We start from the raw sequence: 26,145 nt of genomic DNA, 5'->3' as shown, positions 1-26,145 counted from the left end.
GTATTTATTTTTTAGTAATTTGGATTTTGTGACCAACGATTTCCTGCTAACTGAATTTCAATTGCTGGAATTGGAAAAAGTTCGTGTTTACCAGCAACAAAACCATTGATTTCTTGAGCTGCTTTTCCAGTTCTTACCAAATCAAAAAATCTGTGACCTTCACCTAATAATTCCACTCTTCTTTCATTGAAAATATTTTCAGTTAGAGTAGCTCCTGATGAAGTAATGTTATTTGAAGTATTTCCAAAAGCTCTTGCTCTTACTCTGTTCAAATAAGTTCTTGCTTTTGTATCATCTGGAGAAGATTTTCTGTTGAAAGCCTCAGCTGCCATCAATAAAACATCTGCAAAACGAATCGCTCTGTAATTATTAGGATTCGTTAAGTTTCTATCTCCTTGTGCATTTGTACTTCTTGTTCTAGGAATGTATTTTCTATTGAAATATCCTGTATGTTCATAACCAGTTCCATAAGTTGCTCCTGTTGCTGTTGCCCAAGCTTCAATATCTAAAATAGCAACATCTTTTCTTAAATCACCATTTTCAAAAGCGTCAACAGCTTCTTGAACAGGCACATTGAAACTAAACCCTGGAGTAAAATCAGGACCAACGTAAGCACGAACACCACTAAATCCTACAGCAACATTTCCTTCACTACATTGTAAACAACCAAATCCTGCTCCTTGACCATCAAAATATTGTACTTCAAAAACAGATTCAATATTATTTTCTCCAGCTTCTTCAAAAATTGTATTGTAATTAGATACTAAATCATAAGGACCATTTGCAATTAAATTTTCTAAAACTGTAGCTGCTTCATCAAATTTATTTTGATATAAATATGCTTTTCCTAATAATGCTTGTGCAGCACCTTTTGTAACTCTTCCTGGAACAGATTGTACATAAGGCAAATTATCTGCAGCATACATTAAATCTAATTCAATTTGAGCATAAACCTCTGCTTTTGGAGTTCTATCAATTGTAAATTGTTCTCCAAATTGAATTCTTTTATCAACTGCCATTGGCACATCACCAAACCATTTTACCAATTCAAAATAGTAGTAAGCTCTTAAAAAAGTAGCTTGTGCTAAAATTTCATTTTTACCAGCAAAATCGATTTTATCTTTGAATTCAAGGATATAATTCGCTCTGTTTACTCCTGCGTACATCCAGCTCCAAATGTCTCTTAATTGAGCATTTAATGGAGTGTGAATCATATCATCAACTTCTTGAATACCAATAACGTCAGTGGCACTTTCTCCACCAGCTAATGTATTGTCTGAAGCAATTTCACCTAACATTACGTTTAAATACGTAGATTGCAATAAATCGTAAGCACCAATAAGTGCATTTTGATAATCTTGCTCTGAGTTAAAGAAATCTTCAGAGTTGTCTGATGTTGGTTTTACATCGACAAAATCATCGCTACAAGATTGATTTAATCCAACTATTAGGATTAAAATCATGAATATTTTTATGTTTATTTTTTTCATATTGTTTGTATTAAAAAGTAACATTCATACCGAATAAAAAAGTTTTCGGACTTGGATAAAAACCTTGATCAATTCCACCCCCAATTGGAGCTCCATTTGATGTTGTTGGATCATATCCTCTGTATTTAGTTAATGTAAATAAGTTACTTCCAGTTACATAAAATCTTAATTTACTGAACTTTAATTTCTCTAAAGTTTCTTGACCTACACTATATCCTAACTGTATACTTTGTAAACGCAAGAAAGAACCATCTTCAACATAAAAATCTGAAAATAAAATATTTCCTGTTGCACCAGTAGTGACTCTTGGTGAAGTATTACTTGTTCCAGGACCTGTCCATCTGTCTAAAAAGTAAGTTGGTCTGTTTGTTAATGGTAGGTTTCTTTCGTAATTTCTTACAATTTCATTTCCAATTGATGCAAAAGCATATGCGTTAAAATCAAATCTTTTATAGTTGAAAGATAAATTTAATCCCATTGTGATATCTGCAATTGGATCACCAATATAAGTTCTATCATCAGCATCAATTACACCATCTCCATTAGTATCTACAAAACGTAAATCTCCAGGTGCAGCATTTAATTGAGTAGCATGAGCGTCAACATCAGCTTGAGTTTGAAAAATACCCGCTGTTTTGTATCCATAGAAGTATCCAATAGGGAAACCTGCTTCCATTCTTGATGGTGGTTCTTGTCCTACTCCAAAACTTCCACCTTCAATAATTCCTGTTGCATTTCCTACAAAAGTTACATTGTTTCTTAGTGTAGTAAAATTGTAGTTTACATTAAAATTAAAATCTTCAGAAACTGTTTCTTTGTATCCAATAGAAAACTCTAAACCTTCATTTTCAACAGTCCCTGCATTGATTACAGGTACAGAAGAACCTGGAGCTGCAACACCAATAATACCTGAAGTTTGAGCAGAAACTAATAAGTCTTCTGTTCTTTTCTTAAAATAATCTGCAGTAATATTCACTTTATTGAATAATTCAATATCCAAACCAATGTCTAAAGGAATTTGTTTTTCCCATCTGATTTCAGGGTTTGCAACTGGACCTACAGCAATTCCTTGAACTAATTGATTATTAAATACATACTCAGCTTCTCCATTTAAAATTGATAAAAATCTAAATCCAGGGATTCTATCATTACCAATAATACCATAACTCGCTCTTACTTTTAAGAAGCTAATTACATTAGAGTCTTTTAGGAAATCTTCCTCAGAAGCAACCCAACCTAAAGATGCTGTTGGAAAAAATCCAAATTTATTTTTTGGACCAAAATTAGAGGAACCATCTCTTCTTATCACTGCTGAAAATAAATATTTTCCATCATAAGCATATTGAAATCTTCCAAAATAAGATAATAATCTGCTGTCAAAAGCTAAATTAGAACCGTTGTTATTATTTTTGAAAATTTGCAATCCATCTCCATTTAAAACTGGAGTTCCTAAAACGAAATCATTTAAAGTTGTTCCTGTTGCAGTGCTTGTCAAAATATTTTCAAATCGACCAATAGTTTGGAATACTGATGTACCAACCATTAATTTTACATCATGCTTATCATTAAATATTTTTTCATATTTTAAAAATGCATCAAAAGTGTAGTCAAAAAAGTTTTGTTTGAAATTGGTGAAAGTTGATTGATCTACGTTAAAAACATTATTATTCCCATAAGTATACAATGGGTTGAATGTGTTTGTATTTGCTACTGAATAATTTGCTTGATATCTAGTTTCAGCAGAAAAATCATCATTGATTTTATAATTTAAACCGTAACTTCCAGAAATTTTATTTACTCCAGTTCTGTTTTGGGCATTATCCACTTGAGCTAAAGGATTCGCAACTTCAATACCTGTTCCAGTTGCAGGAGGTCTTGAAAATTCTCCATTTGGCTGAAATACAGGAATTGTTGGAGGCATATTCAATGCATTAAACAACACTGATCCTAAAACATTTTCACTCAAATTTCTTTTGTTTGTATTTGTGAAAATTGTTGATGAAGTGAATTTTAATTTATTTGTTATTTCAGTATCAAAATTAAAACGGATGTTTCTTCTGTTGAAGTTTGATTTATCCAAACCAACAATACCATCTTGATCAATTACAGATAATCCCAATGAATATGTTGATTTTTCAGTTCCTTTATTTAAGGTATAATCAATGCTGTAAATTGGAGCAGATTCAAAAGCTTGTCTTTGCCAATTAGTTCCTTGTCCTAAACCAGCAACAGAAGTAAATGGCAATGGTTCTCCATTTGCTGCAAATGCCTCATTTGCTAATAAAGCATATTCTGTAGCATTTAATAAAGGAATTTCTCTAGTTGTTTGTTGAAAACCAACATACATATTCAAGGTAGAAACAAAAGCAGTATTTTTTCTACCAGATTTTGTAGTAACTAAAATAACACCATTTGCGGCTCTAACTCCATAAATACCAGCTGCAGCATCTTTTAAAATGTTGATAGATTCAATATCTGATGGATTTACAACGCTTAAATCCTCAATTACCCTTCCATCTAACAAAATTAAAGGTCTACTATCTCCATTCGTAGAAACTCCACGAATTCTAATATTAGCAGCAGCACCTGGCGAACCAGAAGATGTTGTGATGTTCACACCCGCAACTTGTCCTTGTAATGCTTGCTCAATTCTTGTCGGTTGTAAATCATCAATAGTCGCACTAGAAATAACGGTTACTGCGCCAGTAACTTCCTTTTTTCTTTGTGTTCCATATCCAATTACAACAATTTCCTCAAGAGCCTCAGCAGCATCCTCTAAAGAAACTGATATTGAAGCACTTGTTACAACTACTTCTTTTGGCTTTTTACCTAAGTAATTAAAAACCAAAGTAGCTCCTTGTTTCACATTTGCGAGATTAAAAACCCCGTCAAAATCTGTTTCTGTACCAATTGTGGTACCTTTAATTACAACACTTACCCCAGGCAATGTTTCCCCTGAGACAGCGTCTTTAACAACTCCTTTGACATTGAGCGTTTGCGAAAAAGCAAACATAGTTGACAATGCAAAGAGTAAAAAAGTGATTTTTTTTCTCATAAAAAAAAGTTTAATGTGTAGTTTTATCAAATTTATAGCTTATTTTTTATTAATTCACTAAAAAAAACACAACAAAAAAACTACATTCAGAAAATAACTTGTTAATCCTTGCTGTTATTGATTTTTTGAGATTAACAAATCTTTAACAGAAAGTAAATAATATGCTTATGTTGTGGAAATGTATAGGTGATTTTGGAGACTGTATGAAATTTATAATTCTATGATGTAGCTCGTTAAGTTAGCATCATGTTCAAGATTCATCTTTTTACGCAATCGATAGCGTTTAACCTCTACACTTCTGGGTGAGATATTTAATAAAGGAGCAATCTCTTTAGAAGATAAATTTAAACGGAGATATGCACACAATCTTAAATCATTTGGAGTCAAATCTGGGTGATTAGATTTTATTTTTTTCAAGAACTTTTTATCTGCATTATTAAAAGCTTCTTGAAACAGTTTCCAATCATCTGTATTGTTTAAATTTTTATCAATAATTTTCACAACCTTATCAAGATTATTTTTTCCGCCAGAAACTAACTCTGTTTTAATAGCATTTAAAAATTCATTTTTCTTAATAATACTCATTGTAGATGTTGCTAATTCCCGATTCTTATTTTCAATGTCTAAACGCAATTTATCATTGTTCAGTTTGATAATTTTTTGAGAATTTTCTAGTTCTTTTAACTCCAATTCTTTTTGAGCATCTGTTAATAATTTTTCACGTTGTCTTCTATAATATCTCTTTGTAACAACATGGATACTGTAAAAAATAAAACAACATAATATGATGTAAATCATCAAAAAAGGTGAACCTAAATACCATGGTTTTTCTATGGAAAATTGATATGATGCTATATTTGAGCTGGGCTTATTATCAATAAAAGCTCTCACTTTAAAAACATAATCTCCTGCAGGTAGATTCTCTAATAATACCGAGTTTGTTTTGGAAACTTGTGTCCAATTTTCTTTTAATCCTTCTAATTGATATTGATATTCAACTGTGGAAGTTTTATTAAAATTAGGAACACTAAATGTGAATTCTAAATTATTTTCTTTATTCGGAAACTCAATATTTCCGGCTAAACTTACTCGTTTTTTTTCAGTATCAATACTGTTTTTATGAACAGCATCTATAGTCACTGAAAAATCTTTAGGTTCTTTAATTTTGTTTAAATCAACAATTAAAAAACCATCTGTTGTTCCTATTAAATATTTTTTTTCTGATAAATTTATGATGTTTTCATAACCAGTTGCCCCTTTATGTAATGATCCTTTAAGTGGAATTATATTCAATTCTGGTTCATTACTTAACTTTCCTGGAGATAAAAACCGAATTTCATTTGTTGAAAATGCCCATAATTTATTGGCTTTCATATCTGGTAAAATTTTACCAGTCAAAAACTTATCCTTAGAAATTAATATACTGTAAGATTTATCAAATTCAAAAGATTTTTTTTCTTTAGAATACTTAAAAATTCCATTTTTTGATGCATAATAAAGAAAATTATTAAAAGTAAATATGCTTGAATGAATTCCCTTTTCGATTGAAGTATCCTTTGTAGACTCGATAATTTTAGTAAAATCTTTATTTACTTTTAATTTAAAAACACCTTTATATTCGTGATTTACAAAAATTGTATTTCCATCAATAATTTCAAAATACTTACTTGAATTGGAAAATCCTTCTAATTTATTTCTTAATTTCCATTCATTATTATCTCTAACTAACACATACAATCCATCATAACTTCCTTGTAAAAGTGTGTTGCTATCAATTTTTTTCACTCCCCAAGTTCCCTCAACATTGGTTACTAATTTTCCTGTTTTATCATTTATAATAAATGTTCCTGAATCGTGACTACAAAACAATGTATTATCAATTTCTTGCAAATCCCAAACTTGACCTTGCGTATTTTTCACAAACTCAAAATCACTATTTGTATTCACATTACGAACAAATAAACCTTGATTTGTTCCTATATATAAATTATTATTAAAAATTTTGGTAGTATAAATAGTTCCCCAAAAATCCTCTTTTTTTATAAAAAATCGGAAAGGAGAACTCATATTTACGTTATTAATTCCATTATCCAATCCTAACCAAATAGTATGTTCAATATCCTCAAAAACAGCTAAAACAGTATTATTACTCAATCCTAAAGACTTGGTAATCTGATATTTAAAATTCCCCTCTTTTGAAAGATAAATCATTCCATTTGAAATACTTCCTAGTACAAAACTTTCATCTGATAACTGAATCGCACTATAAATTGTTTTATTTTCTAAAAATGAATTGGATGAAATTTCCCATTTTTTTAATTCAGTATTATCTAAAAAATAGAATCCTTCTTTTTGAGTTAAGAAATGTAATTTGTTGTTTTTCAAAAAAATATCAACCAATTTATTTTCTTTTACTATTGAATTATCGGAAATCAATTTTGGAGTACCATTTTCAATCATAAATACTCCTTTGTATAATTCTTGAAAGTATATGGTATTTTCTACTTTCGCAATTTTGATAATATTTTTGGAAGTTTTAATTATTTTGATTGATTCTGACTTTAAATCGTACAAATAAATTCTTTGTAATGATTTAAAAATCATAAAATTGTCTAACTCTAAGATTTCCCAAATCTGCTCATCTTCCAACATTTCAATTTTTTTCTTTTCTACAATTGAAGTGTATTCTAAAACACCCAAATTGTTTTTTTTCCAAAAACCAAAATCCCTGTAAAAACCGCTATAAATTTTATCTTGAAAACTTTTTACTGACCTTAAAATAGTTTCATTTGGTGTTGGATACAAACGCCAATTTGTTCCATTATATTCCAATAGCCCTTTATTATTGGCTACATAAATGTATTTATTGGATGCTTGAGTAATAGCCCAATTTTGATTTTCAGCTCCATAATCCTCTGGAGTAAAAACATTAATAGGTGGAACTTCTTGTGAATAAATTGAAAAAACTAAAAAATTAAGAAAAATTATCAGCGATTTTTTTAAGCAATTCATAGTTGTTTGGTTCTTGTTTGGGCACTAATATAAACTAAAAACCTTAAAACAAACAAATTAAGTAAAAACTGTAATTACATTTTAACAATTCGTACTGTTTAAAACTATACATAAATAATTAAAATTGAAATATTTACATTAAATATTTATTAACTTAAAAAAAATTATTTATTTTTATAATCGATTAATAGAAAGAATGAAATTGATAAAAAACTTACAAACTGCTGACATTTTGATGTTAGTTTTATGCCTCTTAATCATTCTGGTTTCAGAATATCTTTTTCTAACAGGAGATAAACTACATGGAATATTTATTGGGCTTTGGGCTCCAACGTTATTAGGAGTGATGATTTATCTTAAATTAATAAAAAATGAACGCAGATAATATCGTTTTTTATTTCTCTATTTTTGTAGGAATTTGCGTAATTATTTGGGCTTATTTTATGATTAGAGAATATGATAGAGTTGGAAAAGATTAATTTTTCTTTATCAAACTAATTGCAAATCCACCACCTGCAGCTAATTGAAATGTTCTTTTTGTGTTTCTATTTACTTCAATAGTTTCAAATTGAATATCCAAAGGATTTGTATTCCAATGTGCATTTTTTCCATCTTTATAAATCTTTGCTTTAAAAGTAGAATTTGAATCTAAAAAACTAAAATCAATCCTAATTTCTCTCGAATTTTCATCAGTAATACTTCCTAGAAACCAATTTCCTGTTTTTCGCTCTTTCCTAGCAATCGTCACAAAATCTCCAACTTCACCATTCAAAACTTTGGTTTTTTCCCAATCAACTCCAACTTCTTTTATAAATTCTAAAGGTGTAGGATTTGCATCATAATGCTCAACCAAATCAGCTGCCATTTGAATTGGACTGTAAATCACAACATATAATGCCAATTGATGCGCAATTGTTGTATTTACTTGTTTTCCCTTTTTATAATCATCCAATTTAATATTGAAAATTCCTGGTGTATAATCAATAGGACCAGCCAACATTCTAGTAAAAGCAATTATTGACAAATGTTCAGGTGGATTGCCTCCTTTTGGATCCCAAACATTGAATTCTTGTCCACGTAAACCTTCTCTTGAAATGGTATTTGGATACGTTCTTCTCAAACCTGTTGGTTTTATAGGTTCGTGTGCGTTAACTGCTATGTTATAAATGGCTGCTTTTTTGACGGTTTCATTGTAATGATTCACCATAAATTGTCCATGATGATATTCCCCTTCAGGAATCAATTTCCCAACATAACCTGTTTTTACAGCATGAATTCCTAATTTTTTCATCAATGAAAATGCGGTATCTTGTTGTTTTGTATACGTTTCCACATTCCCATAAGTTTCATGATGCATGATGATTTCTATTCCTTTTTCTTTTCCATAAGCCACAATTTCATTCAAATCATAATCTGGATAAGGAGTAACAAAATCAAAACCACCCTCATTAGATCCCCAACCTTTGTTCCAACCTTCTACCAAAACGCCTCCAATATTATTTTTAGCAGAAAAATCAATGAATCTTTTCGTGTTTTCAGTGGTTGCTCCATGATTTCCTGATGTCATATCCCAAGAAGATTTTCCTAAATGCATTTCCCACCAAATTCCAGTATATTTCATCGGTTTAAACCAAGAAATATCACTTAATGTATTAGGTTCATTTAAATTCACAATCAAATTTGATTCAATCAATTTTGAGGCATTTTCTGAAATTTGAATGGTTCTCCAAGGTGTGTTAAATGGTAAAGTTCTCTTTACTTTATAGATTGTATTTCTAGAGCCAACTAAATTACTTTTAAATGAAAAATTTACAGTATCTACTTTTAAAGTCATGTCTGCATAATCTACCAAAGCTGCCTCATGAAAACTCAAATGAAGTCCCGATTTTCCAACCAAAGTTACTGGTGTATTTACGGCATTTTCAGGAATGTAAGTCTGTGCAACTGGCTGATTTACATACTGTAAAGCATTAATTTTTGAGAATTTTGTAGTGTTATACAAATGTTCATAAATATCCCAATCTCCAGGAGCCCAAAAGGTTTTATAGTCCTCTGTTAAATTAAATTCCGTGTTTTCGTTTGTGATAAAAGCTTCTTTGAAATTTGCTTGTTCAGGAAATTCATATCGAAATCCAATTCCGTCATCATAAACTCTAAAAACAATGTTTAATTTTCTTTTTAATTGACTGATTTCCTGCAACTCAACTTTCAGTTCATTGTAATGATTTATGACATCCAATTGCTCTCCCCAAGGCATTTGCCAAGTTTCATTGAATTCGCGTACAGAGGTTTTTACAATTTGAAAATTATCAATAAATGGGATTGAATTATCAAAATCAAATCCTAAGTATGAAGTATCAATGACTTTTTCTGATGCTTTTAAAACCAAATAATAAGGCTTTCCATCTTTTTTGAGATTAAAATCAACTTTAATATTTTTTGAAGGCGAAAAAATAGTTGATTCACTATTTTCTTTACATCCTACAATCGCGATTACAAGAATAAAAGCGAGAATATTAAATTTGATTTTCATAATTTATTTTTTTTCTAATAAAAAAATACTAAACTCAGAAATGAAATTTACGTTCCCATTTTTAACAACTACTTCCTGATTTGAATAGGTTTCTTTTAAAACATCTCCTTCATTAAAAATGGAGGAAACATCTATGCTTATAGATTTTTCAAACAAATCAATTCCTATAATAACTTTATCATTTTTATAAATTCGTGAAAAAATCAATCCATTTTTATCAGAAATTACACTATGTTTTCCAGCACCAACTGCAGGATGATTCGCTCTAAATTGCCCTAATTTTTGCCAATGTTCTACTATTTTTTTAGTTTCACCTGTATGATTGATGTCATCCCAATTCATCATGGAGCGCAACGTTGCATCTCCAATTGCACCTTCAATTGTCAAACTTCTTGCTGATTCATCTCCATAATATACTTGCGAAGTTCCTGGAGTTAACAATAACATTGTAGCAGTTTGAAAAGGTTTTGCTCGCTCTTTATCAAAAGGTTGTCCATCATCATGAGAAGTCATGTAATTTAACACACCATATCCTTTTAATTCAGAGTTTAAAAGAGAATCGTACTTTTTAAAAACTGCTTTGGATGTCATTTGTTTTACATTCCATTTGATTTCAAAATTGATCAAACTATTGAATGATTCATCAAAATAATTCACTTTTTTGTCTCCAAAATCAAAAGATTTTCCATGAGAAATGGCATAATTGTATACTTCACCTACTAAATAAAAGTCATTATTGTCCAACACTTTTTCAGGATTGTTTTTCTTGAATTCAGCAAAGCTGAAATCACATTCTTTTTTGAATTCTTGCCACACATATTCTTCTGTATGTTTCACAGTATCAACCCTATAACCATCAATTCCGAATTCAGTAATATAATCTGTTAACCATTTCATGATGTAAAAACGGGGCGCTCTAGGATAGCCTGTCCTTTTAAAAAAAGCATCCAATTCTGCCATTTCTTGTGCCAATCTTCCTTCATTTTTCCACTTTTCAATGAGTTGTGGAGGCAAATCAACTGATGAGTTACTATCAGTTCTAATATCTGGTAAATTTTCTACAAGTGTACATGAAGTGGTATTTTCATAATTGCTGTACTCACATTTTGGGGAAGTTCTCACCCAATCAGAAGGCCAAACAGGGTCTTTTTCGGTAACAGGTCCTGTGTGATTGATAACTGCATCCAACAAAATACGAATCCCATTTTTATGAGCAGTTTCAACCAATTCTTTCAAATCTTCTTTGGTTCCAAAATTTGGGTCAATTGTAGTCCAATCTTTTGCCCAATAACCATGATAAGCATACGTAACTCCTGTTCCTTCATCAGTTGCATCATGAATTTGTTCTACAATTGGTGTCATCCAAATTGCATTAATTCCCAACTTTGTAAAATATCCTTCTTTGATTTTTTGAGTAATTCCCTTCAAATCTCCTCCTTCAAAACCTCTTAATTTCCCTGGAGTTTTTGTTCTGTCAAAATTCAAATCATTGGAAATATCTCCATTGTGAAAACGATCTGTCAATAAAAAATATACGTTTGCAGCTTGCCAAACGAATTCATTTTCTTTCTCTTCTACAATTTTTTCAGAAGGTTTTACTTGACAAGAAAATATGGCAATACATAAAAAACTAACTAAAAATAGGTTTTTCATAATTTGATTTATTTAATAAAAACTTTAAAACCCCAAGGCTCAATTGTTAAATTCTTATTTTGATTTAAAATTACTTTTTCAGAAGTACTAAAATCAGTATAATTTCCCTCAAAAAGAGTCTCTTTAAAAGTGATTTCTTTTTGTTCATTAGAAAAATTAAAAACGGCAAAGATTTTATCTTTTTCATTTTGACGCACAAAACTCAATACTTCACTTTCATAATTATTGGGAACTTTCATCATTGTTGCTCCCCATTTTGCATGCCATAAAGCAGTATTTGATTTTAACAAAGCAAAAAGATTTTTATACAAATCCCCTATATAATGTTTTTTCCATTTGATGGCATCTTTTTCAAAAAATTCTAACCTTTTAGTGTTACCAGCTTCTTGTCCATTGTAAATTAATGGCATTCCTTCTCCTATAACAGATAAAACAATAGCTGCTTCTAAACCATCTCCAAACTGCTCAAACATTGTTCCTTCCCAAGAATTCATATCATGGTTGCTTGTAAATGTCATTCGCATACTGTTTTTTGGAAAAAATTTCTCGTTCCATGAATAGTATACATAAAGTTTATTCACATTCGCTTCACCCATACAAATTTGATGCATTGCCTCATTCCAACTCCAAGCATATGTCATATCAAAAGCCTCAGCATGCATATCTCTTGATTCCCATTCAGCCAACATAAATACAGGTTTGATTTTGTCTAATTCTTGTCTTGCGTTATTCCAAAATTCAAGTGGTACAAAACCTGCAGCATCGCATCTATATCCATCAATATCGGCTTCTTTTACCCAATATTTTAAAGCATCAGTCATATATTTTCTTACTTCGGGCTTACTAAAATCCAAATCAATAATATCGGACCAATCCCACCATGGAGTTGGCATAAAATCACCTTTGTAATCCTTTTTATACCAATCAGGATGGTTTTTAAGTAATACATTATCCCAAGAAGTGTGATTTGCTACCCAATCTATAATAACGTACATCCCTAATTTATGTGCTTCATTTACAAAATTCTTCACATCCTGTAAATTCCCAAATTCTGGGTTTACACTATAGTAATCTTTTACAGCATAAGGACTTCCTAAACTTCCTTTTCTATTTTTTTCTCCAATTGCGTGAATGGGCATTAACCAAATAATATCAACGCCTAATTCTTTTAATCTTGGCAATTGAGTTTGTGCAGCTTTAAAAGTACCTTCTTCAGAAAACTGTCTTGTATTTAATTGATAAATAGCTGCATTTTTACTCCATTCAGGATGCGAAAGATTTACGTATTCTTTTGGTTTATAAGGATCATCAGTTTTAGGTGCTGAATTATTTTTGCAACTTAAAAAAATTCCTAAAAAAATGATTAAAAATAGTTTTTTCATGACCTTAAATTATTGAAGTTTTAGAATAAATGATTCTAATGGGTTTACTAAAATTTTTGCAGAAGCTCCTGTACTAGTTACTTTCAAGTCAAAAGATTTTTTAATGTACAATTTATCTTTCAACAAAAAAGTACCTTCGTTTATATTCCATTTTTTGATGATTTCCAGCGGAATTTTCAACTCAAATTCAAAGGCTTTTTCTGCATCAAAATTTGCAATAATTATTAACTTTTCATTGTTTGAAAAACGAGTAAAAGAGAGCAATTTAGCATTGTAATTCTCTGTATTTTCTCTATTGAATTGATGCAAATCTTGGTATTCTCCCATTAAAGCATCACTTTTAATCGTAAAATTTAACAATCGTTTGTAAAAATCACGCAAATTCAATTCCTCTTTGGTTGATTTTCCTCCATCAAATTTCTTTTCATTTACCCAACGTTGCAAGGCTGGAACACCTATATAATCAAAAATAGAAGTTCTTGAAGGAGCTCCAAAACCCGCATTTTCAGAACCATCTTCGCCCAATTCTTGCGCAAAATACACCATAGTTGGTGACGTAGAAATCGTTGCGGAAACTACCATAGCTGGCTTTCCTTTTTCTGCATTTCCTGCAAATTCAGGACTCGCAATTCGTTGTTCGTCATGATTTTCTAAAAAGTGCAATAGGTGATGCTCTATATCTTTCAAATCTGTTTGAATTGGTGGAATATGATCTGTCAAACCACGACCTTGCATCACGTTTTTAAGCGTATCATACAACTGAACTTTATCATACAAATAATCCATTTTTCCTTTTTTGATATACGCTCTATACAAACTTGGATTATACACTTCAGCTAAAAGAAAAGCAGCTGGATTTTTCATTTTGATATGAGAATTTAAGTAACTCCAAAATTCAACAGGCACCATTTCTGCCATGTCAAAACGAAAACCATCTACTCCTTTTTCTAACCAGTATAAAGCAATATCTCTGAACTTTATCCAAGAATTTGGAACTGTTTTTCCTTGCCAAAATTCAAAATGTTTTTGATAATTTTCATTTTCAAAACCTATTGGCAATTCATCAAAATCTTTTTTTCCTTCAGGAGAAACTCCATAATTGATTTTTACAGTTTCATACCAATCATTTCTATCTGGTTTTGAAAGTCGAGAACCATTTCCTGTCCATTTTGAAGGATTTTCATCAAATTTTCTATCTGATAAAGGATGTTTTTCTCCTCCTAAAGGCAGAAAATCATCCAAAAAATCAGGCACTTGAAAAGCTTCATTGGGATTGTAATAAAAGTTGTTATTTACATGATATACCAAAGAAGTATCATCATCTGCACCAAAATCTTTTACACCTTCAGGATTGGTCAAACTTTGGTAATTTCTTGCAACATGGTTGGGTACAATATCAATAATGACTTTCAATCCGTTTTTGTGAGTTCGTTCAATTAACGCTTCAAATTCTTGCAAACGATTGGCAACATTTACAGCCAAATCAGGATTTACATTGTAATAATCTTTCACTGCATAAGGCGAACCTGCTCTTCCTTTTACTACATCAGGGTCATCATTTGAAATGCCAAATTGCGTATAATCCGTGATTACATCATGATGAGGAACGCCTGTATACCAAATGTGTGTAACTCCCAAATCTTTGATTTCAGATAATGCTTTATCTGTAAAATCATTGAATTTTCCAACACCATTTTCTTCTATAGTTCCCCAAGGTTTATTGGTAGAATTTGTGTTTCCAAATAATCTTGTAAATACCTGATAAACAACAATTTTATTGTTTTTTTGAATCGTATTCATCTTCTTTTCTGAACTTTTTTCTGATGAACAACTCCATAATATCAATACCATTAATACCCTTATTACGCTACTTTGTGTGTTCATTTTCCTTGTTATTTTAGTGAAACTTTGATTTTTAATTCTTTGTTAGGATTCCATTTAAAAGGAATTTTCAATTGATTATTTTGGGGAAATATTTTCTCTCTTTTTCCATTGATGGTCACTTTTTTTGGATTCCAGTTGATGTTGTGAATGATCAACACAATTTCTTTTTCCGAAGAAATCCATTGTTCTCCAAATGTTGCTTCAAAATCAATTTCTAGAAAACGTTTTGAAAGTTCAGCTTCAAATTCTAACAATTCATACTTTCCATTTTCAAAAGCATTTGCCGTAATTCCATCATCATTATACAATTCTCGTTCACTTTCTTGAATTGAATCATCATGATAATAATGAATAATGAATTGATTTCCAGAATAATTATCTGTAGTTTGAACCAAATTTGTCATGGAAATAAAAGCGCCCGCTTTCACATAAGTTGGAATATGTTCTTCAGAAACTGAAACGGTTTTTGTTTGGCCACCAATGATTTTTTCATTTGTATAAAAATCAAACCAATTGCTATTTTTAGGAAAATAAATTTCTTTGGATGTTACACTATCTTTCATGATTGGCGCAATCAAAAAATCATTTCCCCAAAAATAAGAAGAAGCATTTGTCAACAATTCATTTGTAGTTTCTTCGAAGAAAATTGGTCTCATTAAAGGCAATCCTTTTTGATGATTTTCAAATGCCAAATGATAATTATAGGGCAATAATTGATAACGCAGTTCAATAGCTTTTTTAGTTATTTTTTTGGTTTTTTCGCTTCTAAAAACAGGTTCACTTGGGACATCATCTTGGGCATGAGGTCTAAAAACAGGTTGAAAAACTCCATATTGCAACCATCTTGTGTATAAATTATCATCTAAATTTGCGCCTGCAAATCCACCTAAATCTGAGTGCATGTAGCCTAAACCTTGCATTCCCATTTGCAACGCAATTTCTGTTTGAGATTGCAAACCTCCCCAAGTTCTATTGACATCTCCAGACCAAGGAATCATTCCAAAACGCTGTGAGCCTGAATACCCTGCTCGCATTAAAATAAAAGGACGCTCTTTTGGAAACTCTTTTTGATATCCTTCAAAAATCAATTTTGCCCAATCATGTCCATAAATATTATGAATTTCATCTGCTTTTGCACTGTGAAATTGTACCCATTTTGGCAATACTTCAGGTTCTCCTAAATCGCCCCAAAGTCCTTTCACACCCATGCTTAAAATATCTTTATAGATATTCCAAAACCAAGATTTTCCTTCTTTTTTATAAATATCTACTATACCCGTATTTCCAAAATAAAAGTCATATTTTGCTGGATTTCCAACAGAATCTTTTGCTAAAACATCTTTTTCAACAGCATCGTTCCATTTTTTGGAAGTCGTCAAAATAAATGGCTCAGTAATCAATACTGTTTTGACTCCTTTTTCTTTAAAACGTGAAATCATTCCTTTCATATCAGGAAAAGAATCTGTATCTACTTCCAAATTTCCCATAGTTCCCTGAACTGTTTTTCCAAACCAATACAAATCCAGAATTACTGCATCCACAGGGATTTTCTCTTCCTTGAATTTGGCGATAGTTTCTTCAGTTTCTTTTTGAGAATGATACCCAAATCTGCTCGAAAAATTACCTAAAACCCATCTTGGAGGCAAAGGTTGTTTTCCTGTTAATTGTGTGTAATTATCAATCAAATTCTCCCAAGAATCTCCTGCAATGATTTGATATGTTTTTCGTCCAGAAATGGTTTCATAAGTCAACGAATTGTCTTTATTACTGTCTAAATCCAAATAACCAATGGCAGAATTATCAAAATGAATCATATATTTTTTTGATGAAATTGCAATTGGAATTGTAAAATTCATCAATCCTGAACGGGTTTCATACCCATAATGCGCTTTGTTGTACAATCGCAAACGATTACCACGTCTGTTCATTCCTAAAGCTCTTGCACCACCACCATATAAAACCTCATCGTTATCAATTTGAAATTGTATTTTCTCATGAATGGTGTCTTTGTGATACCCTAATTTTTCAGATATCAATTCTTTATTATCAAAAAAATAGGATATTTTAAAAGGAGAATGTTGAACTTTTACAGCAATTCCTTTTGAGAAAAATTCACTCTGAAATTTTGAAATTACAGGAATTATCTCCACTTTTTTTGGTGTCAAAACAACTGCATGAGAGTTTTGAACATTCACTTCATTAGATGGAATAAAAGTAGTTTCAACAATATGTTCATTATAAAATGTAAGGAGATATTTCCCATCATTCACCTCTATATTCAATCCATTTTCAGTTTGCTGTATGCTTTTGAAAATTCGATTTGAATTTTGACTAAATGAAAAAAAAGGAATAGTCAGTAGAAAATATAGAAATATTTTTTTCATTAAAACGTTTTTTTTAGTTCTCGACAACGCTCGAACTGACAGTTATTTTGATTTATTTTTTCAACAAAAATGTCAAAGGAATATGAATTCTATCTTGCCAAGATTTTTCTGAATGATCTGTATTGGGAAAATGAATATTTCTGAAATTTTCAATGGAATACCCTTTATTTGTATACAGTGAATCTACAATAGGTGCATATTTTGGATAATGACGATCCAAGGTTTGATCTCCGTAATCAAAATAGATTTTATGATTTTTTGCATCAGGAATATTCGCAGCAACATAGCCAAAAATGGCGTTTGGAAAAGGGTTATTTTCTTGAGCCATTGCTCCTACCCAATGTGTTGAAACACAAGCTGCTCCTTGAAAAATCGTTGGATATTCAGAAATGGCGTACATAGACATCAAACCTCCCATTGAAGAACCTGCCACAAACGTATTTTCTTTATTTGTATGCACTGAATACGTTGCATCAATATAGGGTTTTAATTCAGTTACTAAAAATTTTAAATAATCATCACCTTTAAATTCCGTTGACATGTTATTTTCTTCCGCCTTTTTTAAGACTTCTTTTTTGGCATCTTTACCCATAAAATCCATGGCTTTCTCAGGAAATAAATCGTGCCAACGAATATCTGGTATATTATGGATACCAACAACAATAAAGTCTTTGGTAATTTTTTGTTCCATTAAATCTGTGGCAGCTTCGTCAATTCTCCATTCTTGTTTGTTCCAAGTGGTGGTTGAATCAAACAACATTTGCCCATCATGCATGTATAAAACTGCATATTTTTGTTTGTCAGAATAGTTTTTTGGCAACCAAACATCTACAGGTCTTGGAGTGATATTTTTTGATGGAAAACTATCAATTCGAATCAATTTTCCTTCCGCTAATTTGGCACTTTCAAGTGTGTAGGATTTTATATGAGAGAACGATTTTTTAGCTGTTTGATCGCAAGAAACGATGATAAAAAAAACAATCCCGTAAAAATATAATTTATTCATAACTAATGCTTTAAAGTAAGAATGAGACTTCCTTTGTTAGAAATTTCAAGGGTTTTATCCCAAATAAAAGTTTCATCTGTTAAGATATTTTTTACCGTTTTTCCTTTCAATCCAACTTCAGAAAATCTTTCTAAATCAATTGTAATTGGTTTTTCATTTTTATTAATGATGTGAACAACTGTCTCTTTTTCATCCATTCTAAATAAAAAATAAGTATTGTTTTCCGGAGCAAAATGAAAGGTTTTTCCTTCGTGAATAGCAGTACTATTTTTTCTAAAATTCAACACTTTTTTAAAAAAAAGTTGCATGTCTTTTTGTTCCACTGAAAGACCTTCACCAGTAAAAGCATTTACGATATCACCATTCCAGCCTCCAGGAAAATCAGTTCGAATCAAACCATGATCTCCAGGTTTTGCAAAATCATTCATCAAAATTTCGGTTCCGTAATACAATTGAGGAATTCTTGGCAACATCAATAAATAACTTATTGCCATTTTTGTGTTGACAATATCGCCTTTTAATTGCGTAAAAATTCGGCTCATATCATGATTATCAGGAAAAATCATGATGTCTTTTGGTGAAGCATAATGAAAATCATTCGCCAAACCTTCATAAATTTTTGTCAATCCAGAATTGTAACTTTCATGTTGATTAAAAGCTTCTACGATATTGTTTTGCATTGCAAAATCCATGGTTGATGTCAAATTTGACTCATAACCATCCTTGTTTTTAGCGCCTTTTTGCCAATAACCAATCAACAATGGATTGTAACTCCATTCTTCACCCACAATTGAAAATTTTGGATATTCGTTCATGATGGCTCCAGCCCAATTGCTCATAAATTGCTTGTCAGGATAAGGATACGTATCCTGTCTGATGCCACCCAAACCTAAAGTTTCTATCCACCAAATACTATTTTGAATGATGTATTTCGCCATGAAAGGATTTCTTTGGTTTAAATCGGGCATAGTATCCACAAACCAACCTTCACTATTTCCTTTTTTATCACTTTCAGCAGCATACAAATCTTGGTTTGTGGTGCGTCTGTGATTAGAAACTTTTACAGTTTGATTGTTCCAATTTTCTTTATTCTCTTCGTAATATTTTTGGTTATTTACCCAATCTTCAAAAGGCAAATCTTTCATCCACCAATGTTCTAAACCACAGTGATTTGCTACTTGATCCATGATGAGTTTCATGCCTTTTTTGTTCAATTCATTCGCCAATTCTTTGTATTCTTCAAGTGTTCCAAAACGAGGATCTACTTGATAAAAATCGGTAATTGCATATCCATGATATGAACCTCTGTGCATGTCATTTGTCAAAACTGGACAAGGCCAAACAGTCGTAAAACCTAAATCAGCAATGTAATCAATATGGTTGGTAATTCCTTTGATATCACCTCCATGACGTGCATAATCATCTTTTCTGTTGATGGTTTTTTCGTTTAAATTTTCATTGACATCATTGGTTTCATCTGCATTTGAAAATCGATCAGGAGTGATTAAATAAATGGCATCTGAACTGTTAAAACCTATATATTCTTCTGAAGATTTTTGTCTATCTTTTAATTCATACGTATGTCTTTTGGTGCTTCCATCATCAAACGTAAAAACGATATCAAATTTACCCGCTTTTGTTTTTTTATCGATTTCTAAATCAATAAATAGATAGTTATTGCTTTTTGCTTTATGAACATTTTTTATAGTTACACCAGCATAAGAAATGCTTGGTTTTGAATCGCCAATAGTAGGCTCTTTCACCATCAATTGCAATGAAGAATCTTTGAAATTAATCCACCAATTTGAAGGTTCAACACGCTCTAATGAAGAATTTGAAACCTTTTCAGCTATTGAATTCATAGATGATTTATTTGAATTGTTGCAAGAAATCAAGATACTAAAGACAAAAATCAAAACAAAATTTTTCATAATTATTTGGGTTTTAGAATTTCTAATAAATACAACATTTCTATAAATATACTATTGATATTTAAACAGTTACTAAATTATTAGGTGTTACTTTTATGGGTTTTTCGTTTACTATAATTGTCAATTCTTCATTCCCATCAATGGTGAAATGTGTGCCATTTTGTTGGACATTAATTTTTACAATTGTATTTCTAAAATTTACTTTAAAAGAATAAGAATTCCATTGTTTAGGGATTTTTGGTTCAAACGAAAGTGTGTTATTTTTAACTCTCATTCCACCAAAACCTTCCACAATACTCATCCATGTTCCAGCCATGGAAGTGATATGCAACCCTTCTTCTACTTCGTGATTGTAATCATCCAAATCCAAACGAGAAGTGCGTAAATAAAACGTATACGCCTGCTCCATTCTGTCTAATTTTGCAGCTTGAATACTATGAACACAAGGCGAAAGTGAACTTTCATGCACCGTAAATGGTTCATAAAAATCAAAATGACGCGCCAATTCTTCTGTAGTAAAATCATCTTCAAAAAAGTAGAAACCTTGTAATGTATCTGCTTGTTTGATGTATGGAGAACGTAAAATTCGATCCCAACTCCATTTTTGGTTGATAGGTCTTTGCGATTTATCTAATGCTGCAACTGAAATTAATTCTTTGTCTAAGAATCCATCTTGCTGCAAATACACTTGGTGTTTTTCGGAATATGGGAAATACATTAAATCAGCCACATTTTTCCAAGCTGCTAATTCAACATCAGAAATAGCTGTTTTTTCTTTGATTCTTTTAAAATCAGAAATATGGTCATTTTTTACAATTTCAATATTTTCCAATGCATAATTGATACACCATTTTGCAATGTAATTTGTGTAAAAATTATTGTTTACGTTGTTCTCATATTCATTAGGTCCTGTAACTCCTAATATCACAAATTTATTTTTATCCGATGAAAAAGTGGCTCTTTGGTGCCAAAAACGTGCAATTCCAATCAAAACTTCCAACCCTTTTTCAGGAATGTAAGAATAATCGTTTGTAAAACGATGGTAATTATAAATTGCGAATGCAATAGCACCATTTCTATGAATTTCTTCAAAGGTGATTTCCCATTCATTATGGCATTCTTCTCCATTCATGGTAACCATAGGATACAATGCAGCACCATTTTTGAAACCTAATTTCTGAGCATTTTCAATCGCTTTTTCCAAATGATTGTATCTATATTCCAATAATTTTCGCGCCACAGATTGATCTTTAGTCGCCATATAAAAAGGAATGCAATACGCTTCAGTATCCCAATAAGTGCTTCCTCCGTATTTTTCGCCAGTAAAACCTTTTGGACCAATATTTAATGATGCATCAGTTCCTAAATACGTTTGATTGAGTTGAAAAATATTGAAACGAATTCCTTGCTGTGCTTTTACATCACCAGCAATTGAAATGTCTGCCATTTCCCAAATTTTTGCCCAAGACTGTTTTTGCATTTCTAATAAAGAGTCAAAACCAAAGTTCACAGCTTGGTCTAAAACCTCTTTTGCAGCCTCAATAAGCTGGTCTTTTGGATGATTTCTATCAACGATATAACCCCCAAATTTTTGAATTGTGAAGGTTTGGTTTTTAATGATTTTTTGTTGAAAAACACTAACTGCTTTTTTATCAGTTGTATGATTATTCGGTTCAATCTTAACTTCATTTTGATCAATAAAAACTTTCGATTGCATAAACGTACACGTATGAAAGTTTGTTTTCATCGTTTTTGCAACAATAAAGGACTGATTTTTATACTGATTGATGGACAAAACATCCCAAAATTGGTCTGCCCAATTAGAATCTTCATTGGTGATAGAAGCATCTAAAAATGGCGAAAAAGTAATGTTGGCATCCGAATTTATAGGAGTGATATGGTAACTAATTGCCCCAATTTCATCCAATTCTAAGCTTAAAAATCGCTTAACATCGACCTTAATTTTACAATTATTTTGCAAAACAGCTTCAAAACTTCTAGCCAACCAACCTTCTTTCATGTTGAGTTCTCTTTTAAATTTTGAAACTTCTTTACAGGTATGTAAATCTAGGGTTTCATCATTAATTGTGACATCTATTCCTATCCAATTTGGAGCATTCAATACTTTTGCAAAATATTCAGGATAGCCATTTTTCCACCAACCAACTCTAGTTTTATCTGGATAATAAACTCCTGCAATATAACTTCCTTGAAAAGTTTCGCCTGAAAACTTTTCTTCAAAATTGGCACGTTGACCCATGGCTCCATTGCCTATACTGAATAAGCTTTCAGAGGATTTTACTCTATTTAGATCAAATCCTTCCTCTATTATGGACCATTCATTTGGTTGTATATAATCTTGATTCATTTGTTTTTATTTTGGAATTAAGCAGCGAGAATAAAGAGGAAAGACTTTCATATGAATTCATAAATATGACATCTTCTTTTTTCTTGTTTCTTATTTCTTTTGTCTTTTTTGTTGATTCTATTTTCTTTTTTCTATTCTTTTTTTTCTATTTGAATTAAATTTTTCATAAAATCTGTACTGATTTCAGTAAAATCTTTGAAAATAAATGTTGCTTGTGAAAGCACCTCTTTATCACCAATACCAATGCTAATCATATTGGCAGCATTTGCAGCTTCAATACCTGCAACAGCATCTTCAAATACGATACAATTGGATGGTGAAAGATTCATTTTTTTTGCAGCCATCAGAAAAACTTCTGGATCTGGCTTTGCTTTGGTTACGCTGTTTCCATCTACAATTACATCAAAAAAGTGAGCTAAGCCTACTTTTTCAAGAATAGGAAGTGCATTTTTACTTGCAGAACCTAGTGCAATTGGAATGGCATTTTCTTTTAACAATGTCAAAATTTTTGGAACATCAGGAAGAATTTCTGAATCATCCATTTTCTCAATGTATGCAAGATAATCATTGTTTTTTTCGATCATCCAAACATCTTTTTGTTCTTGAGTTGCTGATAAATTTCCCATTTCTAATAAGATATCTAAACAGCGTTTTCTACTAACTCCTTTGAACAATTCATTTTGTTCTTCAGTAAATTCAAATCCTAACTGATTTGCCAATTTTTTCCACGCTAAATAATGGTATTTGGCGGTATCAACAATGACACCATCCAAATCAAAAATAATTCCTTTTTTCATTTAAACAGTTTGTACTACATCATCTACATCTTTTACTTTATAAACGAGTGCTGCAGCAATTAAAAAACTAATTCCACTAATCATTAATGCAAAAATTGCTTCATTATTGTATGCATATTTTACAAGTGGACCTCCTATTAATGCATTGATAATTTGAGGAATCACAATAAAGAAATTAAAAATCCCCATGTAAACTCCCATTTTCTTTGGAGAAATTGAACCTGCTAAAATGGCATAAGGCATCGCTAAAATACTTGCCCAAGCAATTCCAACACCAATCATAGATATGATCAACCAATTTTCATTTGGCATGAAATAAATAGAAATCAATCCCAAACCTCCAATAATTAATGAAATAGCATGTGTTTTTTTACGTCCGATTTTTTGGGCAATGTAAGGCAATGCAAACGCATAAAAAGCTGAAACTAAATTGTAAATTCCGAAAAGAATTCCAACCCAATCACCAGCATTTTGGTATGCAACACTGTTGCTATCAGTATGTGGCAATCCATAAATATGTTGTGCAATTGCTGGAACTGAAAAAACCCACATCCCAAAAAGTCCAAACCAAGAAAAGAATTGTACCCAACTTAGCTGACGCATAGTTGTAGGCATTTTTTTAAAGTCGTCAAAAATATCTAATAAGCTAGATTTTTCTGTTGAAATATCCTTTTTTACAGCCTCTAGATGCGCTTGCTCGTCTTCAAAACTTTCTAGTTCTTCAGGAGAATATTCCTGTGTAGTTGATACAGTAACCAAAATCGAAATTATCAAAATAATAGCTCCAAAAATGAAAGACCAAATTAAGTTAGCAGGAACAATTCCTTCAGAGGTTTCGTTAGAAATACCGAACCAATTCGTTAAAGCATAGGGTAACCAAGAACCTACAACTGCCCCAAAACCTATTAATGCAGTTTGCACACTAAATCCTAAAGTTCGTTGATCAGTTCTTAAATTATCGCCCACTAAAGCTCGGAAAGGCTCCATAGCTATATTGAAAGACGCATCCATAATCATTAGAAAACCAGCTCCAACCCAAAGTGCAGGAAGAAAGGCAATGAACATATCTGCTTGTGGCATTAACACCAATCCTATTGATGCTAAAATGGCTCCAACTAAAAAATAAGGTTTTCTTCTTCCAAAACGACCCCAAGTTTTATCACTATAATGTCCAATGATTGGTTGAACAATTAATCCCATCAAAGGTGCAATAATCCAAAACCATGAAAGTTCATGGACATCAGCCCCAAAAATTTGTAAGATTCTACTTGCGTTTGCGTTTTGAAGTGCGAAACCCATTTGTATTCCTAGAAATCCAAAACTCATGTTCCAGATTTGAAGGAAACTTAATTTCCTTTTTTCCATTATCGAATATTATTGATGAATATTTCGATAAGTGTATTAGACTTATCAATTACTAAGTGTGGAATGTAATTTACTGATAAATCCTAATATGGTAACAAATATATGTATTTTTTGTAAAGTTGGTAAAAATTACTCCAAAAATTTACGACGACGGTTTCGTAAAAAATAATAAATTTAAAATTTCTACGACGACGTTTTCGTGGATTCTCGTATTTTTAAGTCGCTAGAAATCACAATTTTCTTTGGCGTAAATACTTCCGTTTCATTTTCAATTCTATCAATTAAAAGTTCAACTGCTTGTCTACCCATGATGAATCCATGCTGTGCAATAGTGGTAATAGAAGGTGAAGAATACTCTGAAATTAAACCGTCAGTAAAGCCAATGATTGAAATGTCATTAGGAATATTCAATCCTTTTTCTTTGGCAATTCGCATAGCATTTGCGGCATAAATTTCATTTACAGCAAAAATTCCATCGATATTTTGTTCAAATAATTGTTCAATTTGCTTTTTGATATCTTGCTTTTCATCAATCTTAATGATCAATTTACTGTCAGTTTTAACATATGATTCTATGAGTGCTTTTTCATATCCTAAACGTCTTAAAGCACCAACACTAACGTGGTCTGGAGTAGTTATCAAACCTATTCTTTTACAACCAATATCAACCAAATGCTTGGTAGCTTTATATCCTGCCCCAACATCATCTACTACTATTTTATCGCACAAAATATCATCCACAACTCTATCAAATAATACTAATGGAATATCCTCTTCCACCAAATCAATAAAATGTGAAAAGTCTTTATTTTCAAGGGTTTCATTAGCTATTGATACAATTAAACCATCCACACTTCCATTGGATAAAACGCTTAAAGTTTCCACTTCTTTTTGGTAATCTTCATTAGAAAAACAAACCATAATATGATAGCCTTTTTCATTGGCATACGCCTCAATTCCCATAATTACTGTAGAAAAGAAATGATGCACAATTTTAGGTAAAATCACCCCAATTACTTTGGTTTTTTGATTGCGTAATTGCAAGGCCAAACTATTAGGTTTATAGTTATAGTGATTGGCGAAAGCCTGAATCTTGTCTTTCGTTTCTTTGCCTATTTCATGGCTGTCTTTTAATGCCTTTGAAACCGTAGAAGTAGAAACTCCTAGTTCCTTTGCAATTGTCTTAATGGTAATTTTTTGCTTCATTTTTAGTAAATAGACAAATAACGGATAAATTTTTTGCTAAATTAACGAAATTTATTAAAAAAAAGTTGTCAACACGAAA

The 26,145-nt window shown here is 31.3% G+C and carries 14 protein-coding genes; all 14 read right to left on the bottom strand.

The genetic code is table 11. The features are described 5' to 3' along the window. Positions 1-11 precede the first annotated feature (11 nt). The gene (locus IU405_RS13710; RefSeq protein ID WP_197439178.1) at positions 12-1,490 is read right to left on the bottom strand and encodes a RagB/SusD family nutrient uptake outer membrane protein; all 1,479 of its coding nucleotides are present in this window, start codon (positions 1,488-1,490) and stop codon (positions 12-14) included. A gap of 10 nt (positions 1,491-1,500) precedes the next feature. Continuing rightward, complete coding sequence (locus IU405_RS13705; RefSeq protein WP_197439177.1) at positions 1,501-4,545, bottom strand: SusC/RagA family TonB-linked outer membrane protein; 3,045 nt, start codon at positions 4,543-4,545, stop codon at positions 1,501-1,503. A 210-nt stretch (positions 4,546-4,755) separates the two neighbouring features. Further along, positions 4,756-7,557, bottom strand: a complete 2,802-nt coding sequence (locus IU405_RS13700) for a triple tyrosine motif-containing protein (protein ID WP_197439176.1) — start codon at positions 7,555-7,557, stop codon at positions 4,756-4,758. Between the two features lie 475 nt (positions 7,558-8,032). Continuing rightward, positions 8,033-10,090, bottom strand: a complete 2,058-nt coding sequence (locus tag IU405_RS13695; protein ID WP_197439175.1) for a glycoside hydrolase family 97 protein — start codon at positions 10,088-10,090, stop codon at positions 8,033-8,035. A 3-nt stretch (positions 10,091-10,093) separates the two neighbouring features. After that, positions 10,094-11,743 (bottom strand): alpha-amylase family glycosyl hydrolase, encoded by a 1,650-nt coding sequence (locus IU405_RS13690; RefSeq protein WP_197439174.1) that lies wholly within the window; start codon positions 11,741-11,743, stop codon positions 10,094-10,096. A gap of 8 nt (positions 11,744-11,751) precedes the next feature. Then, positions 11,752-13,125, bottom strand: coding sequence for an alpha-amylase family glycosyl hydrolase (locus IU405_RS13685; protein ID WP_197439173.1), 1,374 nt, complete (start codon positions 13,123-13,125; stop codon positions 11,752-11,754). 9 nt (positions 13,126-13,134) lie between these two features. Next, positions 13,135-15,009, bottom strand: coding sequence for an alpha-amylase family protein (locus IU405_RS13680; protein WP_197439172.1), 1,875 nt, complete (start codon positions 15,007-15,009; stop codon positions 13,135-13,137). Positions 15,010-15,017: 8 nt separating this feature from the next. Next, positions 15,018-17,393: a TIM-barrel domain-containing protein gene (locus IU405_RS13675; protein ID WP_197439171.1), complete on the bottom strand. Its 2,376-nt coding sequence runs from the start codon at positions 17,391-17,393 to the stop codon at positions 15,018-15,020. A 52-nt stretch (positions 17,394-17,445) separates the two neighbouring features. Then, the gene (locus IU405_RS13670; RefSeq protein WP_197439170.1) at positions 17,446-18,399 is read right to left on the bottom strand and encodes an alpha/beta hydrolase; all 954 of its coding nucleotides are present in this window, start codon (positions 18,397-18,399) and stop codon (positions 17,446-17,448) included. A 2-nt stretch (positions 18,400-18,401) separates the two neighbouring features. Next, the gene (locus IU405_RS13665; RefSeq protein WP_197439169.1) at positions 18,402-20,330 is read right to left on the bottom strand and encodes a glycoside hydrolase family 13 protein; all 1,929 of its coding nucleotides are present in this window, start codon (positions 20,328-20,330) and stop codon (positions 18,402-18,404) included. A gap of 61 nt (positions 20,331-20,391) precedes the next feature. Further along, on the bottom strand, positions 20,392-22,698 hold the full coding sequence (locus IU405_RS13660) for a glycoside hydrolase family 65 protein (protein WP_197439168.1): 2,307 nt from the start codon (positions 22,696-22,698) through the stop codon (positions 20,392-20,394). Positions 22,699-22,829: 131 nt separating this feature from the next. Continuing rightward, positions 22,830-23,495, bottom strand: a complete 666-nt coding sequence (gene pgmB, locus IU405_RS13655; RefSeq protein WP_197439167.1) for a beta-phosphoglucomutase — start codon at positions 23,493-23,495, stop codon at positions 22,830-22,832. Beyond that, a complete protein-coding gene (locus IU405_RS13650; protein ID WP_197439166.1) occupies positions 23,496-24,860 on the bottom strand; it encodes an MFS transporter in 1,365 nt (454 codons plus the stop codon). Between the two features lie 183 nt (positions 24,861-25,043). Beyond that, positions 25,044-26,066 carry a LacI family DNA-binding transcriptional regulator gene (locus tag IU405_RS13645; RefSeq protein ID WP_197439165.1) on the bottom strand — a complete coding sequence of 341 codons (1,023 nt, stop codon included), beginning with the start codon at positions 26,064-26,066 and terminating at the stop codon, positions 25,044-25,046. Positions 26,067-26,145 lie beyond the last annotated feature (79 nt).

This window comes from Polaribacter sp. BAL334 (genome assembly GCF_015767435.1).
Classification (GTDB): Bacteria; Bacteroidota; Bacteroidia; order Flavobacteriales; family Flavobacteriaceae; genus Polaribacter.
The sequence above is the reverse complement of the archived record's forward strand: the minus strand, read 5'-3'. Positions and strand labels throughout refer to the sequence as shown.

Excerpts from the sequence above, each read along its gene's own strand:
- IU405_RS13710 (WP_197439178.1), bottom strand. The coding sequence starts at position 1,490 with ATGAAAAAAATAAACATAAAAATATTCATGATTTTAATCCTAATAGTT.
- IU405_RS13705 (WP_197439177.1), bottom strand. The coding sequence starts at position 4,545 with ATGAGAAAAAAAATCACTTTTTTACTCTTTGCATTGTCAACTATGTTT.
- IU405_RS13700 (WP_197439176.1), bottom strand. The coding sequence starts at position 7,557 with ATGAATTGCTTAAAAAAATCGCTGATAATTTTTCTTAATTTTTTAGTT.
- IU405_RS13695 (WP_197439175.1), bottom strand. The coding sequence starts at position 10,090 with ATGAAAATCAAATTTAATATTCTCGCTTTTATTCTTGTAATCGCGATT.
- IU405_RS13690 (WP_197439174.1), bottom strand. The coding sequence starts at position 11,743 with ATGAAAAACCTATTTTTAGTTAGTTTTTTATGTATTGCCATATTTTCT.
- IU405_RS13685 (WP_197439173.1), bottom strand. The coding sequence starts at position 13,125 with ATGAAAAAACTATTTTTAATCATTTTTTTAGGAATTTTTTTAAGTTGC.
- IU405_RS13680 (WP_197439172.1), bottom strand. The coding sequence starts at position 15,009 with ATGAACACACAAAGTAGCGTAATAAGGGTATTAATGGTATTGATATTA.
- IU405_RS13675 (WP_197439171.1), bottom strand. The coding sequence starts at position 17,393 with ATGAAAAAAATATTTCTATATTTTCTACTGACTATTCCTTTTTTTTCA.
- IU405_RS13670 (WP_197439170.1), bottom strand. The coding sequence starts at position 18,399 with ATGAATAAATTATATTTTTACGGGATTGTTTTTTTTATCATCGTTTCT.
- IU405_RS13665 (WP_197439169.1), bottom strand. The coding sequence starts at position 20,330 with ATGAAAAATTTTGTTTTGATTTTTGTCTTTAGTATCTTGATTTCTTGC.
- IU405_RS13660 (WP_197439168.1), bottom strand. The coding sequence starts at position 22,698 with ATGAATCAAGATTATATACAACCAAATGAATGGTCCATAATAGAGGAA.
- pgmB (WP_197439167.1), bottom strand. The coding sequence starts at position 23,495 with ATGAAAAAAGGAATTATTTTTGATTTGGATGGTGTCATTGTTGATACC.
- IU405_RS13650 (WP_197439166.1), bottom strand. The coding sequence starts at position 24,860 with ATGGAAAAAAGGAAATTAAGTTTCCTTCAAATCTGGAACATGAGTTTT.
- IU405_RS13645 (WP_197439165.1), bottom strand. The coding sequence starts at position 26,066 with ATGAAGCAAAAAATTACCATTAAGACAATTGCAAAGGAACTAGGAGTT.